This is a genomic window from Halomonas nitroreducens (genome assembly GCF_003966155.1).
Lineage (GTDB): Bacteria > Pseudomonadota > Gammaproteobacteria > Pseudomonadales > Halomonadaceae > Halomonas > Halomonas nitroreducens.
Genome location: NZ_RXNS01000001.1, coordinates 218,913 through 235,384, shown reverse-complemented (window position 1 = coordinate 235,384; position 16,472 = coordinate 218,913). Strand labels below are relative to the sequence as shown.

Sequence of the window (16,472 nt, the reverse complement as noted above, 5' to 3'; positions counted from 1 at the left end):
GGGCTCCGCAGGTGCGTGGTCAACGGGAGGCAAGGGTGACGGATCGATCTCCATGCGGGGACACTCATCGGCGAGGGCGGCTCCTCCAGTCTAGAGAGACGCGCGGCGGCGGGAAATGCGACTTGAGTGCCCTCCTTGTCGCCGTGAATGCGACTTCCGGAGGAGTCACGTCGCTGACTGCCCCTCAGGCGCTCGCCGACAACCTCACCAGGGTGCCCACTTCGCGGCCAGGCGGCCCCAGCGGTTGGCGCTCCTGGCTTGCCAGCCACGCCGGCACTACCCGGGTCTCGCTGGACGCCTCCCGGTCCAGCGATGGCAAGCGAGTCTGGGGCGTCAGTGCCATGTCGGCGCCGAGGAGACGGAGGGCGTCATGGGCCGGTGTATTGGCCTTGACCAGCCGACCACGACGATCGAAGGCCAGCAGGCCCTCGCCCTGCCAGCAGCGGAAGGCATGCCGGCTCGCCTCGATCACCTGGTCACGGTCGTGGAAGTAATCGGCCCTCAGGTTGGCCTCGACCAGGCGGGCGGCCGACATCGCGAAGTCGAGGGCATGGGGTCGATGGCTGCGGGTCCGGCCCGAGAGGTCGATCACCCCCAGGACCCGGCCGTCGTGCGGGTCGCGGATCACATCGGCCGAGCAGGTATAGCGCTTGATGCCCGTGCAGAAGTGCTCGGCCCCGTAGAGCTGTACCGGCTCGGCGGCGGTCAGGGCCGTGCCGATGGCATTGGTGCCCACGTCACGTTCCGACCAGAGCCCGCCCGCCATCAGGTTGACCGCCTCGGCCTGTCGGCGGGTCTGACGGTCCCCGGCGACTTCCAGGACGAGCCCCTGGGGATCGGCCAGCAGCACCAGGCTGTCCTCCTCGTGCAACACCTCGCCGGCCCGCGCCAGGACCGGTTGCGCGGCCTCGCGGAGCTCTGCCTGGCCGGCGCGATGCCGATCGAGCACGTCGGTGTCGGCCACCACCGGCGCCTGGCGCCGCTCCGGGTCGACCCAGCAGGCGTGGCAGCGATGCCAGGATGACTCGACGACCGGCCGGATATCGTCGCCGCCCAGCTCCCGCACCTCGATGAAGCGCTCCCATAACGCCAGCAGGCGGCGGTGATCCCCGGGGTTGCTGAGGCGACCGGCAAGCTCCTCGGGCTGCGCCGTGGCCATGGCCGCCTGCTGGCGGGTAAAGAAGCGGCCGTCGCGCATGAAGCCTGCCACGATGCCGGGCTTGACCGCCTCGACCCGGCCATTGGCCTGACGCGAGACGACCAGGTCATCGGGCAGACCATCCAGCAGGTGCATGGGCGCCTCCAGGCCGCTGGCGAACCGGGAGGGGTGGACGGTACCGGTGTCCATATCGTAGAAGGCGGGGCGGAACCCCTGTGAGCGGTTGCCAGCGCTGACGCCGCCACTGCCGCGGAAGACCTGGTTCTGTCGCCGCAGCATCGCCAGCGTCAACGCATTCGGGCCGCTGGAAGACGAGGCGGGGTAAGGGAAGGCAGTGGTCATCGACGGCTCCGGTCACCAGGCATCGCACGGCGTCTTCGGCCCCGAGAGTGCCAGACGCATGCTGCAGGCCATATGCAGGTCGTCCGTCCGTGGAATGGGGTCGGGATCTCCCGGGAACCACGACCTCCATGTCGCGGTACTGGTTCTAGACACCCTGCGCCGAGCCGAGTTGCCCTGGCTGCCCATGGCAAGGGCACCGGGGTGACGGCCACTTCGTCGCCATGTCGGGACGCTCGCAGCGCCACGCCTGCGGGGCAGGAATCACCCGCGGAGGTGCTCCGCCGATTCCGGTGCGACCAGGGGGCGGCTCGCCAGGCACAGCCGTCTTCCCGCGACTTGTTGCCCCTGCGGGAGACGGGGTCGGCATCTGATGCTCCCAGTAAAGCACAGGAACCGGAGCGTTCCCTCGGTACTTTGGGAGGAACAAAGGGGCATTTGGCTCTGCTGCCAGAGAGCAGCGGCCGGCGGGCGGTTCCGAAGGGACGGCGGGAACCAAGAAGCCCGTGGCATCTATACCACGGGCAAGGATCGAAACAGCCGGCCGTCCGGCTCGCGAGGCCCTATCGTCAGAACCAGACTTCGGTCTGCACGCCAAAGGCCCACTCGCTGCCGGCGAAGCCTTCACTGCCGAAGGCATCGTCGGCGGCGTAGTCGTTGAGCTCCTCGTCCCAATCGCTGAAGGAAGCAAAGACGCGAACCTCCGGGCGCTGCCAGAAGCCGCCCACGTCGGGCTTGAAGGTCGGCGCGATGGTGAACTTGGTGTATCCCCCCGCGGCGGCATTGCGGCCCATGAAGCCGGCGGGATCGAAATCGAGATACTGGTAGCTCGCCTCGTACTGCATCTCGAAGCTATCGGTGAGCTCGTTGGCCAGGCGCGCGTTGATCGTCGCCCACAGGTACTCGTCTCCCTCGGCAAACCGGTCCTCGCTGTTCTCGGCCATCAGCGCCGGGGCGATGCGCCACTTGGGCGCCAGGTAGGTGGTGCCGTAGAGGGCCACTCGGGTGGAGGCGGCATCCTCGGTCAGATCGCCGTTGGATCCCAGTCCCTTGACCTCGGCGCCCAGGCCCTGGCCATGCATGACGGCGGCCTTGAAGTTGCCCTCGCTGAGGCCGAAGAAGCTGTCGCCATGGTAGGCGATCATGGTGTGGAAACCGTCGTCGGCGGCCGTGTCACCGCTCTGGAGCAAACGCATGTCGTTGTCCGCGGCGGTCATGCCATTGACCATCCACTGCCAGTTGCCGAAGTAGTTATTGGCCGTATAGATGAAACTGTCGGTGTCGTTCTCGTTCGGATCGGCTTCCTCGATGATGGGAAAGTCAGTGAAGCTGCGTCCATAGACCGAGAAATTGGCCTTCCAGCTGTCGGCGAGCTGGACATCGTAGAGCCCGCCGCCGGTACCGGCCAGGAAGATGAAGTCGCTGTCGAGCCAGTGGATATCGAAGTTGTCGCGATCGAATCGCTTGCCGGCCCAGATCGAGGCATTCTCGAAGGCCCCGGTGAAGCCCGGCAGGTCACTGAACTCGGCATAGACCTGGCGCACATTGAGGTTGGATTCCTCGGAGGTCCAGTCATTGCTGGTCCGCACGCCGTCGGCGATCATGGTGCGATAATGGGCCTTGGCCCCATTGTCGAAACGCATCTTGTAGTTGAAGATCGCCTCGGCATAGGTATCCGGCTCATTACCCAGTCGGCCGACGGCCCCACCGACCGACCCCGCCGGCGTAACGTAGGGCCCCCCCTCGGTACTCTTGCCATCCTCGCCGATCAGCAGGCCCGAACGGGCATAGGCCCCGAAGGAGAAGCCTTCCTCGCCGCTGGCCTGGCGCTCGACGGCGCTCAGTCGCTCCTCGAGGGCATCATCGGTGAGGCCCTGGCCTGACTCGCGCTCGGCCGCCTCCGCGCGCTGCTCGGCAACCTCGGCGCGCCGCTCGGCGGCGACGATGCGCTGTTCCAGCTCGGCGAGGCGCGCCTCGAGGTCATCCTGGCCCTGGGCACTGGCCAGGCCGCTGGCCGCAAGGCCGGCGGCGGCAATGGCGATGGCAAGCGGGGACTTGATCTTGCAGGAAGCGGGGGAAGTCATGGTGATAATCGCCCTTTGTTGTTGTCGCGATAGGTCGTGTCGAACGTCGGGTGTCCCATGCGCCAGGGATAAGGCGTCTCGTCACCCTGCCTGCGGAGCCGTTGCCGCGGGAGCGGCCGACCCAGCAAGGGGCATGAAACACGCCAGGAAACTTAATCGATTAAGTTCCGGAGGACAAAAAAAATTTGTAATATTACAACTTATGTCTAATAGGGGCCGATAACCCTCACGCATATTAGTAAAGTTACCTAATAAAATGGCTTGCGAGTGGTTAACAGGCTCGCTTTTCCGCTGAGACTTCTGTGACGAAAGTCTAGGTTGCAGGACGGCCTCACCACCGGTTAACTGAGCGGCAAGTCAATCTTAATCGTTTAAGTAACCTTTCAGGCCCACGCGCCGTGAGCGACGGTAAGCGTGTCAACGGATCGCGCCCAGCCCCGGACAACAACAACCGACGAGGAAACCCCATGCACAAGAAGACTCTGATCGCTTCCACCTTCGCCCTGGCCGGTGCCGCTGCCGGCAGCCCGTCCCTGGCTGCCGAACTGACCATCTCCTGTGGTGCGGTGGGCGCCGAACTCGCGCTGTGCGAGGAGGGCGTCGCCCAGTGGGAGGAAAAGACCGGCCACCAGGTGGATATCGTCTCCACGCCCAACTCCTCCACCGAGCGCCTGTCGCTGTACCAGCAGATCCTCTCGGCCCAGTCCAGCGACATCGACGTCATGCAGATCGATGTGGTCTGGCCCGGCCTGCTGGCCAATCACCTGCTCGACCTTCGCGAGACCCTCGGCGCGGACGCCGCGGCCGGCCACTTTGACACCATCGTGGCCAACAACACCGTCGATGATCGCCTGGTGGCGATGCCCTGGTTCACCGATGCCGGGGTGCTCTACTACCGCAAGGACCTGCTCGAGCAGCACGGCGTCGAGCCCCCCGAGACCTGGCAGGAGATGACCGAGATCGCCGAGGAGATCCAGGCCGCCGAGCGCGCGGCCGGCAATGACCGGATGTGGGGCTACGTCTTCCAGGGCCGGGCCTACGAGGGCCTGACCTGCAACGCCCTGGAATGGGTGGCAAGCCACGGCGGTGGCAGTATCGTCGACGCCGAGGGCGAGATCACCATCGACAACCCCCAGGCCGCCGAGGCCCTCGACCTGGCCGCCACCTGGATCGGTGAGATCTCGCCGGACGGGGCGCTCAACTACACCGAGGAAGAAGCTCGCGGCATCTTCCAGTCCGGCAACGCCGTGTTCATGCGCAACTGGCCCTATGCCTGGTCCCTGGCCCAGAGCGAGGACAGCGACGTGCGCGGCAAGGTCGGCGTGGTCCAGCTGCCCCATGGTCCCGACGGCGACAGTGCCGCCACCCTGGGCGGCTGGAACCTGGCGGTATCCAAGTATACCCAGCATCCCGAGATCGCCGCCGACCTGGTGGCCTTCCTGACTGGCGAGGCCGAACAGAAGCGTCGTGCCATCGAGGGCGCCTACAACCCCACCATCGCCTCCCTCTACGAGGATGAACAGGTCCTCGAGGCCGTGCCCTTCTTCGGCACCCTCTATGCCACCTTCACCAACGCCGTGGCCCGCCCGTCGGCGCCTACCGGGGACAACTACGGTCGGGTCAGCAACAACTTCTTCAACGCGGTGCACAACGTGCTGTCCGGCAACCTGAGCGGCGCCGAAGCCGTCGCCCAGCTGGACAGTGAGCTTGCCCGCATCAAGCGTCGCCGCTGGTAACCGGAGGTCGTCATGACGACACAGGCAACCGACAGCGCCCCCGCGGTGGGGCGCTCTTCCTCCGCCGCCTATCGCGGCACCAAGGTGCGCCGCCAGCGGGTCCGCGCCGCCTGGCTGTTTCTCGCACCGATGCTGGTCGCACTGGCCATGGTGGCCGGCTGGCCGCTGCTGCGCACCTTCTACTTCAGTCTCACCGATGCCTCGCTGTCGGACACCGCCGGTGCCGCACTGATTGGCTTCGAGAACTACCTGGTCTACGACGACGGCGCCTGGTACGGCCTGCTCACCGATCCGGTGTGGTGGAACTCCGTGTGGAATACCGTCTTCTTCAGCGTGGTGTCGGTATCGCTGGAAGTGGTCTTCGGCATCATCGTCGCCCTGCTGCTCAACGCCGAATTCAAGGGCCGCATGCTGGTGCGCGCCGCCGTGCTGATCCCCTGGGCCATCCCCACCATCGTTTCCGCCAAGATGTGGGCCTGGATGCTCAATGACCAGTTCGGGATCATCAATCACATGCTGATGGCCCTGGGGCTGATCGATGCCCCCCTGGCCTGGACCGCCGATGCCAGCCTGTCCATGTGGGCAGTGATCATGGTCGATGTCTGGAAGACCATCCCCTTCGTTGCCCTGCTGGTGCTGGCCGCGCTGCAGATGCTGCCCAAGGACTGCTACGAGGCCGCCGAGGTCGACGGCATCCATCCGCTCAGGGTGTTCTTCCGCGTGACCCTGCCGCTGATCACCCCGGCGCTGCTGGTGGCGGTGATCTTCCGGCTGCTCGACGCCCTGCGCGTGTTCGACGTCATCTATGTGCTGACCTCCAACTCCACCAGCACCATGACCATGTCGATCTACGCTCGCCAGCAACTGGTCGAGTTCCAGGACGTGGGCTACGGCAGCGCCGCCTCGACGATGCTGTTCCTGATCATCGCCCTGGCCGTCGTCATCTACCTCTACCTGGGCCGCCGTCAACTGGGAGTCGACCAATGAACCAGTACCAGCTCATGAAGCTCGCCAAGCGCGTTGGCCTCTATGCCCTGATCGCCGTGGTGCTGGTCTACGCCATCTTCCCCTTCTACTACGCCGTGATCACCTCGCTGAAGCCCTCCAGCGAGCTGTTCCGCGTCGACTTCTGGCTGACGTCGCTGGATTTCAGCAACTACGTGCAGATCTTCACCCAGAAGAGCTTCGTGCGGGCCATCTTCAACTCCATCCTCATCTCGCTGTCGGTGGTGTTCATTGCCCTGCTACTCGGCATCACCGCCTCCTATGCCCTGGGCCGGGTCCGCTTCCGCGGCCGCACCACCGTGATGCTGACGATCCTCGGCGTCTCGATGTTTCCCCAGGTGGCGGTGCTCTCGGGGCTGTTCGAGGTCATCCGCGCGCTCAACCTCTATAACAACCCGGGCGGCCTGATACTGAGCTACACCATCTTCACCCTGCCCTTCACCGTCTGGGTGCTGACCACCTTCATGCGTCAGCTGCCCATGGAACTCGAGGAGGCCGCGATCATGGACGGCGCCACGCCCTGGGTCACCATCACCAAGGTGTTCCTGCCGCTGATGTGGCCGGCCATGGCCACGACGGGATTATTGGCCTTTATCGCCGCCTGGAACGAGTTCCTGTTCGCCCTGACCTTCACCCTCACCGACGACCAGCGCACCGTGCCGGTGGCCATCGCCCTGATCTCCGGCGGCAGCCAGCATGAGCTGCCCTGGGGGCCGATCATGGCCGCCTCGGTCACCGTCACCGTGCCCCTGGTCATCCTGGTGATGATCTTCCAGCGACGCATCGTGTCGGGGCTGACCGCCGGCGCCGTCAAGGGCTGAATCCGGCGCGAAAACTGGCTGCACTCGCAGTGTCTTCGCGCCCGATGCCACTTTTATCAAGGAACCCAAGATGCAAGACAACCTGACCTGGTGGCGCGGCGGCGTCATCTACCAGATCTACCCGCGCAGCTTCATGGATGCCAACGGCGACGGCATCGGCGACCTGCCAGGCATCACCGAACGCCTCGATTACGTGGCGAGCCTGGGCGTGGACGGCATCTGGCTGTCGCCCTTCTTTACCTCGCCGATGCACGACTTCGGCTACGACGTCAGCGACTACCGCGACGTCGACCCGATGTTCGGTACCCTGGAGGACTTCAAGGCGCTGCTGGCACGGGCCCACGCGCTGGGCCTCAAGGTGATGATCGACCAGGTGATCAGCCACACCTCGGATCAGCATCCCTGGTTCCGGGAGAGCCGCCTGGACCGCACCAATGAAAAGGCCGACTGGTACGTGTGGGCCGACCCCAAGCCCGATGGCACTCCGCCCAACAACTGGCTGTCGATCTTCGGCGGCGCGGCCTGGACCTTCGACTCCCGGCGCCGCCAGTACTACCTGCACAACTTCCTGACCAGCCAGCCGGACCTCAACTTCCACCATCCGGAGGTGCGCCAGGCGCAACTCGACAACATGCGCTTCTGGCTGGAACTGGGGGTCGATGGCTTCCGCCTGGACACGGTCAACTTCTACTTCCACGACCCCGAGCTGCGCGACAACCCGCCGGTACCAAAGGGCGAGGCCAAGACGCTGGGGGCCCCGGACAGCAACCCCTATACCTGGCAGCGCCACGTCTATGACCTGAGCCGTCCGGAGAACCTCGACTTCCTCCGCGACCTGCGAGCGCTGATGGACGAGTTCCCGGGCACCACCACGGTAGGCGAGATCGGCGACGACAAGCCGCTGGAACGCATGGCCGAGTACACCGCCGGCGGCGACAAGCTGCACATGGCCTATACCTTCGATCTGCTCAACGACCCGCATTCGCCGGCCTACATCCGTGAAGTGATCGAACGCTTTCAACGCCTGGCCGGCGATGCCTGGCCCTGCTGGGCACTGTCCAACCATGATGTGGTGAGAAGTGCCACTCGCTGGGGAGACGGCGAGGACGCCGTGGCCTATCCCAAGGTAGCCCTGGCGATGCTGTTCTCGCTGCGCGGCAGCGTCTGCCTCTACCAGGGCGAGGAGCTGGGCCTGCCGGAGGCCGAGGTGCCCTTCGAGCGCATCCAGGATCCCTACGGCAAGGTACTGTGGCCCGAGTTCAAGGGCCGCGACGGTTGCCGCACGCCGATGCCCTGGCTCGACGCCACCGATGGGGGCTTCTCACCCTCCCCCGACGTCGAGCCTTGGCTTCCGGTGGAGGCGCGCCAGCGGCCGCTGGCCGTCGAGCGTCAGCAGGACGACGCCAACTCGGTGCTCAACGCCACCCGCGCCATGCTGGCCTTCCGCCGCGCTCACCCGGCACTGGTCGACGGCGATCTCACCCTGATCGATGTGGGTGAGGACCTGCTGGGCTTGCTCCGCGAGGGCCGGGGTGAACGTGTGCTGTGCGTCTTCAATCTCGGCGGCGACGCCCGCAGCACCGCCTTGCCGGAGCCCGGCACCCCGCTCGACGGCCATGGCTTCGAGGTCTCGCTCGACGGCAACACCCTGACCCTGCCGGCCTACCAGGCCGCCTTCATCCAGCTCGATCGATAACACGACCTAACAAAGAGGCCGGCCCGGTGGGCCGGCGAGGAGTCGCAAGATGGCAAGCGTGACCCTGGAAAAGATCAACAAGGTCTTCGGCCACACCCATATCATCAAGGATGTCGACCTGCAGGTCGGCGATGGCGAGTTCGTGGTGTTCGTCGGCCCCTCGGGCTGCGGCAAGTCGACCCTGCTGCGGCTGATCGCCGGCCTGGAGTCGATCACCGACGGCGACCTGAAGATCGCCGAGGGCGTGGTCAACGACCTGCCGCCCCGGGAGCGAGGCGTGGGCATGGTCTTCCAGTCCTACGCCCTCTACCCGCACATGTCGGTCTACGAGAACATGGCCTTCGGCCTCAAGCTGGCCAAGATGGCCAACGAGACCGTCGACGATCGGGTGATGGCCACCGCGCGCATCCTGCAGCTCGAGGACCTCCTGCACCGCAAGCCCAAGGCACTGTCCGGCGGCCAGCGCCAGCGGGTGGCCATGGGCCGCGCCATGGCCCGCGAGCCACGTATCCTGCTGTTCGACGAGCCGCTGTCCAACCTGGATGCCTCGCTGCGGGTACAGATGCGCAACGAGATCGCCCGCCTGCACCACCGCCTGGGGTCAACCATGATCTACGTCACCCATGACCAGGTCGAGGCCATGACGCTGGCCGACAAGATCGTGGTGCTGCGCGACGGGCGCATCGAACAGGTCGGCAGCCCGCAGACCCTCTACCAGCAACCGGCCACCAAGTTCGTCGCGGGCTTCATTGGCTCGCCGACCATGAACTTCATGCCGGCGGCGCTGGTGAACAGCGACAGTGACGGGTGCAAGGTCAAGGCACCGGGGCTCGGTGAGCTTGCCCTGCCCCAGGACGCCAACGGCGAAAGCATTGATGCCGCCTTGACCCTTGGCGTGCGCCCCGAGCACCTGCGCCTGGCCGAGCCCCAGGGCGAGAACAGCTTCGAGATCGTCAACGTCGAGTACCTGGGCAACGAGGTCTACGTCTACCTCGAGCCCAAGGCCGGCGAGACCCTGCTGATTCATCGCAGCGAGTCGCCCAGTCGCTGGGACCTCGGCCAGCGGGTGGCGCTGGTGCCCGAACTCGAGCACGTGCACCTGTTCGACACGCGCGACCGAGCGCTGGCCGTCGCCAAGCATCGCCAGGCCGCCTGAGGCGGGCCATTCACTTCAACAACTACAACAACGGAGAACCACCGTATGTCCCTCGAAGCGACACGCCACCCACGCCCCCTCACCCGCCTGCTCAAGGGCGGCGGGGGCGCCCTGCTACTGGGCGGCGCCGTGATCGCCACCCCGCAGGCCCTGGCGGCGGAGATCGCCATTGCCTGCGGCTCCGGCGACGCCGCCGACTACTGCCCCATCGCCGCCCAGCAGTGGGTCGAGAAGACCGGTCACAGCGTCAAGGTCGTCTCCACCCCCAACAGCGCCACCGAGAAGCTGTCGCTCTACCAGCAGCTGCTGGGCAGCGAGTCCGACGACATCGACGTGCTGATGGTCGATATCGTCTGGCCCGGCATGCTCGACGACCACCTGGTGGACCTCGGCGACTACCTGCCGAGTGATGCCACCGACGGCTTCTTCCCGGCGCTGGTCGACAACAACACCGTCGACGGCCGACTGGTGGCCCTGCCCTGGTTCACCGATGCCGGCCTGCTCTATTACCGCAAGGACCTGCTGGCGAAGCACGGCTTCGAAGTCCCCGAGACCTGGCAGGAACTGACCGCGACCGCCCAGGCCATCCAGGCCGCCGAGCGCGAGGCCGGCAACGACGGCTTCTGGGGCTACAGCTTCCAGGGACGCGCCTACGAGGGCCTGACCTGCAATGCCCTGGAATGGGTGGCCAGCCACGGTGGCGGCACCCTTGTCGATGACGATGGCGAGGTGACCATCGACAACCCCCGCGCTGCCGCCGCGCTGGACCTGGCCGCTTCCTGGATCGGCAGTATCTCCCCGGAAGGCGCACTGAACCACACCGAGGAGGAGACCCGCGGCATCTTCCAGTCCGGCAACGCCCTGTTCCTTCGCAACTGGCCCTACGTCTGGTCGCTGGCCAACGGCGAGGGCAGCGAGGTGACCGGCAAGGTCGGCATGGCGCCGCTGCCCCATGGCCCGGAGGGTGAGTCCCGGGCCACCCTGGGTGGCTGGAACTTCGCCGTGTCGCGCTATTCCGAGCACCCCGAGCTGGCCGCCGACCTGGTCGCCTTCATCACCTCCCGGGAGCAGCAGAAGGCCCATGCCATTCAGATGGGCATGAACCCCACCATCGAGGCGCTCTACCAGGACGAGGAGGTGCTGGCCAGTAACCCCTCCATGGGCGAACTCTACGCGACCCTGGTGGGCGGCGTGCCGCGTCCCGCCACGGTGACCGGCGATGCCTACGCGCGGGTCTCCAACGCCTTCTTCAACCGTACCCACCAGGTGCTCTCTGGCGATCTCGACGGCACCCAGGCAGTCCAGCAGCTGGGCCGGGAACTTGAGCGCCTCGGCCGCCGCGGCTGGTAAGGCCATGTGTGTCGCCCGGTCGGATCGCCTCCGGCCGGAGCCTACCGATTACCCAACGAAAGGAAGCCCAGGATGACACTGTCCCAACGGCGCCAGGACACCCGGCATGACTGGTGGCGGGGCGCGACGATCTACCAGATCTACCCGCGCAGCTTCATGGACGCCAACCAGGATGGGATTGGCGATCTGGCGGGCATCACCGAGAAGCTCGAGCACGTGGCGAGCCTGGGGGTCGATGCCATCTGGCTATCGCCCTTCTTCACCTCGCCGATGGACGATTTCGGCTATGACGTCGCCGACTATCGCGACGTCGACCCCATGTTCGGCAGCCTCGACGACTTCCGGGCATTGGTCGACCGCGCCCACAGCCTGGGCCTGCGGGTGATTATCGACCAGGTGCTGTCGCACAGCTCCGACCGGCATGCCTGGTTCCGGGAGAGCCGCCAGGACCGCACCAACCCCAAGGCCGACTGGTACGTCTGGGCCGATCCCCAGCCGGACGGCACCCCGCCCAACAACTGGATGGCGGCCTTCAGCGGGCGCGCCTGGACCTTCGATGCCCGGCGCCGGCAGTACTACCTGCACAACTTCCTGCCCAGCCAGCCGGATCTCAATTTCCACCACCCCGATGTGCAGCAGGCGCAGCTCGACAACCTGGGCTTCTGGCTGGAACTCGGCGTCGACGGCTTCCGCTTCGACGTGGTCAACTACTACTTCCACGACCGCGACCTCACCGACAACCCGCCGATGCCCCGCGAGCGGATCCAGCCCGGCAATCCCCAGAGCTACCAGTTCCAGCGTCACAACATCGAGCAGCCCGAGAACCTGGCCTATCTCGAGCGCATCCGCGCGCTGCTCGACGAGTACCCGGGGTCCACCACGGTGGGCGAGATCGCCGGCAACGACCCACTGCCGACCATGGCCGCCTACACCCAGGGCGAAAAGCGCCTGCACATGGCCTACACCTTCGACCTGCTGGACTCCACCGGCGACGCTCGCGAGCTTCACGGTGTACTGGCACGCTTCGCCGAGCTGGGTGACGACACCTGGCCCTGCTGGGCGCTGTCCAATCATGATGTGGTGCGCAGCGCCACCAGCTGGGGCGAGGAGCGCGCCCTGCTGGCGCTGACCGTACTCTGCTCGCTGCGCGGCAGCCTGTGCCTCTACCAGGGCGAGGAGCTCGGCCTGCCCGAGGCCGAGCTGGCCTATAAGGATCTGCAGGATCCCTTCGGCATCAACCTCTGGCCCGAGGTCAAGGGCCGCGACGGCTGCCGCACGCCGATGGTCTGGGACGACGGCGCCAACGGCGGCTTCTGTCCCGAGGACATCGCCCCCTGGCTGCCGGTCGACGAGCGCCACCGGCCGCTGGCCGTCGGCCGCCAGGATCCGGCGCCCGAGAGCCCGCTGAATCGGGTACGCCAGTTGCTGCAGCTGCGCGCCGACAGCGATACCCTGCGCCAGGGCGACCAGCAATTGATCCCCCCCGAGGCCCTGCCCGAAGACGTCTTCGGCGTGATCCGTACCCACGGCGAACGGCGCCTGCTGTGTCTGGCCCACCTCGGCCGGGGCGGGGCGGCAGGTATCGCGCTGGACGGCTTGCTGCCCGATACGGCCGGCTGGCAACCTCGGGACCTGCCGGGCATGGCCTCACCCGACCTGGCGGGCACACGCCTGAGCCTGCGCCCCGGCCAGGTGACATGGCTCGCCCCCCGCTGATACGCGCTTGCCCCGGCTGTCACGGGTCGGGGCGAGCCGGTATCCTATCGATGAATCGCCGAGCAGGAAGACAGGGTGACACCACCAAGACGCATCACGCTCAAGGATCTCGCCGGCTCGTTGGGCGTCTCCACCGCGACGGTATCCAATGCCTTCAACCGGCCCAACCAGCTGTCACCGAAACTCCGCGAGCACATCCTCAGCGAGGCACGCCGACTGGGGTATTCGGGCCCCGATGCCAAGGCACGCAGCCTGAGGACAGGCCGCTCGCGGATCATCGCCGTGGTGCTTGCCGAAAGCCTGACCTACAGCCTCAACGATGCCGTGGCCAGCGAACTGCTGTCCGGCATCGCCGAGGTGCTGGACGCCCACGGCCATACCCTGTTGCTGCTATCGGGCCGCCAGAGCGGCGCTCGGGTACCCGGCTCGTCGAGCATCGCCGATGGCTTCATCGTCTACGGGCTGATGCCCAGCATGATGCTGATCGACGAGCTGCAGGGCCCCGGGCAGCGTCCCCTGGTGGCCGTGGATTTCGACCTCGAGGGACAGCCCACGGTCCATGTCGATGACGAGCCGGCCTGCTACGCCATCGGCCGACACGCCTTGCAGACCCGACCCCGGCGACCCGCGGTCGTCAACCTGCGGCTCACCAAGCATCCCTGCAACGCCCGCATCGCTCCCGACCAGGAACTGCTGCCCGCCGCCCGCACCATTACCCGCTCGCGGCTCGCCGGCTTCCATCGTGCCTTCGCCGAGCACGGTATCGACCCGGCCGGCGTGCCGATGTGGAACATCGAGGAGAACACCTACGAGGTCTGCGCCCCGGTGATCGCCGAGATCCTCGACCTGCCCGACGACGAACGCCCCGACCTGCTGCTTTGCATGTCGGACCGTATCGCCCTCACCGCGGTGACCCTGGCCGAGCAACGCGGCCTGCGCGTTCCCCAGGACCTGCGTATCACCGGGTTCGACGGTATCGCCGAGGGTCAGTACCGGGCACCGCGCCTGACCACCGTCCGCCAGGACAGTGTCGAGAAGGGCCGGATCGCCGCACGCATGGTCCTCGGGCTGGACCCCGCCGAGCCCCGGCTGCTGCACACCACGCTGCTGATCGGCGACTCCTGCCCCTGACGCCGCTGACAGGCCTGGGCGCTCCCTTGCTGGGCCCAAGGGGGTGGTTCGGGCGCTCGCTTCGCCTGCCGGACAGCCAGGCGGGCATCACGGGGCCGGGGCCGAGTTGTCCAGGGCCGCCAGGGTGGTTTGCAGCGTCGTCCTCAGGGTGGCCAGGGTCTCCTCGGCCCCGCCCAGCCGCCCGGCATGGGCGGCCTGCTCGAGCCGCGTCGCCAGCCCGGCGACCTTGACGGCACCGAGGCTGGCGGATTCGCCCTTGAGCTGGTGGGCCAGGCGCTCGCCCCCCGCCGCATCGCCCTCGGCCATGGCGGCCTGCAACGCCGCCAGGTGCTCCTCCGCCTGATCCCGGTAGCGTTGCACCAGGGCATCGACCCCGGCACGCCCCAGGCTCTCGTGAAGGGCGGCCATGACTTCGGGATCCACCAGCTGGTCGGCCCCCACCATGGCCCCGCGTCTCGCCAGGGGAGTCCGCACCGGGCTCGGTGGACGCTGCCGGAGATGGCGCCGTAACACGTTAAGCAGGGCATCCCGCATCAGCGGCTTGACCAGGTAGCCGTTCATGCCCGAGGCCAGGCAGCGCGCCTGGTCGCCCCCCGGACCGCCCGCGGTCATGGCGACCACCGGCACCTCCGCCAGCCAGCCCCCCCGGGCACGCAGCCGGCGCGTGACCTCGAGCCCATCCATGTCGGGCATCTGCACATCCATGAAGACCAGATCGAACCGCTCCCGGGTGGCAGCGGCCAGGGCCTCGGTCCCGGTACTGGCCAGGCTGACCCGGCATCCCAGCTTGGCGAGCATGGCCTGCGCCACCTGCTGGTTCACTGGATTGTCCTCGACCACCAGCAGCCGGGCCCCGCTCAGAGGCTGGGCAGGGCCCTCGCCATGCGCCCAGGGGGCCACTTCCGACGTCGACGCGGCCTCGACGAGGGGGAGGCAGAACCAGCAACGGCTGCCCTCGCCCGGCTGACTCTCGATACCGATCCGGCCCCCCAGCGCTTCCACCAGGCGCTTGCTGATGGCCAGTCCCAGGCCGGTGCCACCGAAGCGGCGCGCCGTCGAGGGATCGCCCTGATGGAAGGGCTCGAAGAGCTGGGCCTGCTGCTCGGTCGGGATCCCGCAGCCCGTGTCGACCACCGCGATGCACAACGCATCCCGCCCTGACCGATCGACCTCGACGCGAACCTCGCCGTGCTCGGTGAACTTGATGGCATTGGACAGCAGGTTGAGCAGCACCTGGCGCAGGCGGCCGGGATCACTGACCACGCGCTCGGGCAATGACGGGGACAGATGCGCCTCCAGGACCAGGCCTCGGGCCTCGGCATGAGGCGTGAACAGTGATACCGCGCCGTTCACCAGTTCGCCCAGCGACAGCGGCCGGTGTTCCAGGTCGAGGCGGCCAGCCTCGATCTTGGAGAAATCCAGGATGTCATTGATCAGCTCGAGCAGGCGCAGGGCACTCTCGTGGATGGTATCGGCGTAGTGGCGGGCCCGCTCCGGCAAGCGCTGGTCCACCAGCAGGTCGCTCATGCCGATCACACCGTTGAGCGGCGTGCGGATCTCGTGGCTGACGGTGGCCAGAAACTCCGACTTGGCCTGGTTGGCCGACTCGGCGCGCCGCGCCGCGACCTCGAGCTCCCCGCTGAGCGTCTCCAGGGTGCGCCTCGCGGCGGCGTTGTCCCGCGCCTCCCGAAACAGGAAGGTCACCACCATCATCGCCGCCACGCTCATGGCCAGGATCAGCACCAGCAAGAGACCGTAGAGCCACTGCAGGCGCTCGCGCTCGCGGGTCGAGGCCTCGGCCATGTGTCCGTTGACGGTGATGATAAGTCGCTCGGAGGGAGTGCTGAGCTGGCCCAGGCGCTCGATCAGCGCCTGCCGTGCCTCGGCATCCAGGCTGTCGAGGCTCTTGATCCTCGCGTCCAGCGCCTTGAGATGCGTCTCGATCTGGTCGATCAGCGCAGCGGTGCGGGGAATCGCCTTGACGAGTTCGGCGACCTCGCCGCCACGCAGCAGGGCCAGCCGACTGTAGAGCAGTTCGAAGCGCAGGCGGGCCTCCTCCAGCGGCGCCTGGCCGCCCTCGCTCAGGGCCAGGAAGCTGCGCAGCTCCACGGTGTCTCGATCGAGCTTGTAGGCATGCCAGACGGTATCCTCCCCGACACGCCAGATCAGGCTGTCCTGTCGCCAGGCCACCAGGCCCACCACCAGCAGGGCGCCGGCGAACAACAACAGCGCGGCGATGGCGCCGAACTTCAGGCGCAGAGGGTAGTGCAGCACCGAAC

11 protein-coding genes are annotated in these 16,472 nt (G+C 67.0%); 8 read left to right on the top strand and 3 right to left on the bottom strand.

The annotated features are described in order from the left end of the window. Positions 1-184: 184 nt before the first annotated feature. Together EKG36_RS00950 and EKG36_RS00945 are read right to left on the bottom strand one after the other, a co-directional pair. Positions 185-1,501 carry a sigma-54-dependent Fis family transcriptional regulator gene (locus tag EKG36_RS00950; RefSeq protein ID WP_126480081.1) on the bottom strand — a complete coding sequence of 439 codons (1,317 nt, stop codon included), beginning with the start codon at positions 1,499-1,501 and terminating at the stop codon, positions 185-187. Between the two features lie 566 nt (positions 1,502-2,067). Further along, positions 2,068-3,582 (bottom strand): carbohydrate porin, encoded by a 1,515-nt coding sequence (locus EKG36_RS00945; RefSeq protein ID WP_126480079.1) that lies wholly within the window; start codon positions 3,580-3,582, stop codon positions 2,068-2,070. Positions 3,583-4,049: 467 nt separating this feature from the next. On the opposite strand from EKG36_RS00945, the gene EKG36_RS00940 reads away from it, so the two are divergent. The 8 genes from EKG36_RS00940 to EKG36_RS00905 all read left to right on the top strand — a co-directional run bounded on the left by EKG36_RS00940 (position 4,050) and on the right by EKG36_RS00905 (position 14,193). Beyond that, positions 4,050-5,318, top strand: coding sequence for an ABC transporter substrate-binding protein (locus EKG36_RS00940; RefSeq protein ID WP_126480077.1), 1,269 nt, complete (start codon positions 4,050-4,052; stop codon positions 5,316-5,318). A gap of 12 nt (positions 5,319-5,330) precedes the next feature. Beyond that, positions 5,331-6,305, top strand: a complete 975-nt coding sequence (locus tag EKG36_RS00935) for a carbohydrate ABC transporter permease (RefSeq protein WP_126480075.1) — start codon at positions 5,331-5,333, stop codon at positions 6,303-6,305. After that, positions 6,302-7,144 carry a carbohydrate ABC transporter permease gene (locus EKG36_RS00930; protein WP_126480073.1) on the top strand — a complete coding sequence of 281 codons (843 nt, stop codon included), beginning with the start codon at positions 6,302-6,304 and terminating at the stop codon, positions 7,142-7,144. The genes EKG36_RS00935 and EKG36_RS00930 overlap by 4 nt, the downstream gene beginning before the upstream one ends. Positions 7,145-7,214: 70 nt before the next feature. After that, on the top strand, positions 7,215-8,840 hold the full coding sequence (locus EKG36_RS00925; RefSeq protein WP_126480071.1) for an alpha-glucosidase: 1,626 nt from the start codon (positions 7,215-7,217) through the stop codon (positions 8,838-8,840). Positions 8,841-8,889: 49 nt separating this feature from the next. Further along, positions 8,890-9,996: an ABC transporter ATP-binding protein gene (locus EKG36_RS00920; RefSeq protein WP_126480069.1), complete on the top strand. Its 1,107-nt coding sequence runs from the start codon at positions 8,890-8,892 to the stop codon at positions 9,994-9,996. 45 nt (positions 9,997-10,041) lie between these two features. After that, entirely contained in the window at positions 10,042-11,346 is a 1,305-nt protein-coding gene (locus EKG36_RS00915) for an ABC transporter substrate-binding protein (protein WP_126480067.1), read from the top strand. 72 nt (positions 11,347-11,418) lie between these two features. Next, on the top strand, positions 11,419-13,062 hold the full coding sequence (locus EKG36_RS00910; RefSeq protein WP_126480065.1) for an alpha-amylase family glycosyl hydrolase: 1,644 nt from the start codon (positions 11,419-11,421) through the stop codon (positions 13,060-13,062). A 75-nt stretch (positions 13,063-13,137) separates the two neighbouring features. Beyond that, the gene (locus EKG36_RS00905) at positions 13,138-14,193 is read left to right on the top strand and encodes a LacI family DNA-binding transcriptional regulator (protein ID WP_185827440.1); all 1,056 of its coding nucleotides are present in this window, start codon (positions 13,138-13,140) and stop codon (positions 14,191-14,193) included. 87 nt (positions 14,194-14,280) lie between these two features. Here EKG36_RS00905 and EKG36_RS00900 read toward each other — a convergent pair whose 3' ends face one another. Continuing rightward, positions 14,281-16,467 (bottom strand): ATP-binding protein, encoded by a 2,187-nt coding sequence (locus tag EKG36_RS00900; protein ID WP_126480063.1) that lies wholly within the window; start codon positions 16,465-16,467, stop codon positions 14,281-14,283. Positions 16,468-16,472: the final 5 nt, after the last annotated feature.

What these genes read in the sequence shown, in the direction of transcription:
- EKG36_RS00910 (WP_126480065.1), top strand. Translation starts at nt 11,419, where the DNA reads ATGACACTGTCCCAACGGCGCCAGGACACCCGGCATGACTGGTGGCGG.
- EKG36_RS00940 (WP_126480077.1), top strand. Translation starts at nt 4,050, where the DNA reads ATGCACAAGAAGACTCTGATCGCTTCCACCTTCGCCCTGGCCGGTGCC.
- EKG36_RS00935 (WP_126480075.1), top strand. Translation starts at nt 5,331, where the DNA reads ATGACGACACAGGCAACCGACAGCGCCCCCGCGGTGGGGCGCTCTTCC.
- EKG36_RS00950 (WP_126480081.1), bottom strand. Translation starts at nt 1,501, where the DNA reads ATGACCACTGCCTTCCCTTACCCCGCCTCGTCTTCCAGCGGCCCGAAT.
- EKG36_RS00920 (WP_126480069.1), top strand. Translation starts at nt 8,890, where the DNA reads ATGGCAAGCGTGACCCTGGAAAAGATCAACAAGGTCTTCGGCCACACC.
- EKG36_RS00915 (WP_126480067.1), top strand. Translation starts at nt 10,042, where the DNA reads ATGTCCCTCGAAGCGACACGCCACCCACGCCCCCTCACCCGCCTGCTC.
- EKG36_RS00925 (WP_126480071.1), top strand. Translation starts at nt 7,215, where the DNA reads ATGCAAGACAACCTGACCTGGTGGCGCGGCGGCGTCATCTACCAGATC.
- EKG36_RS00930 (WP_126480073.1), top strand. Translation starts at nt 6,302, where the DNA reads ATGAACCAGTACCAGCTCATGAAGCTCGCCAAGCGCGTTGGCCTCTAT.
- EKG36_RS00945 (WP_126480079.1), bottom strand. Translation starts at nt 3,582, where the DNA reads ATGACTTCCCCCGCTTCCTGCAAGATCAAGTCCCCGCTTGCCATCGCC.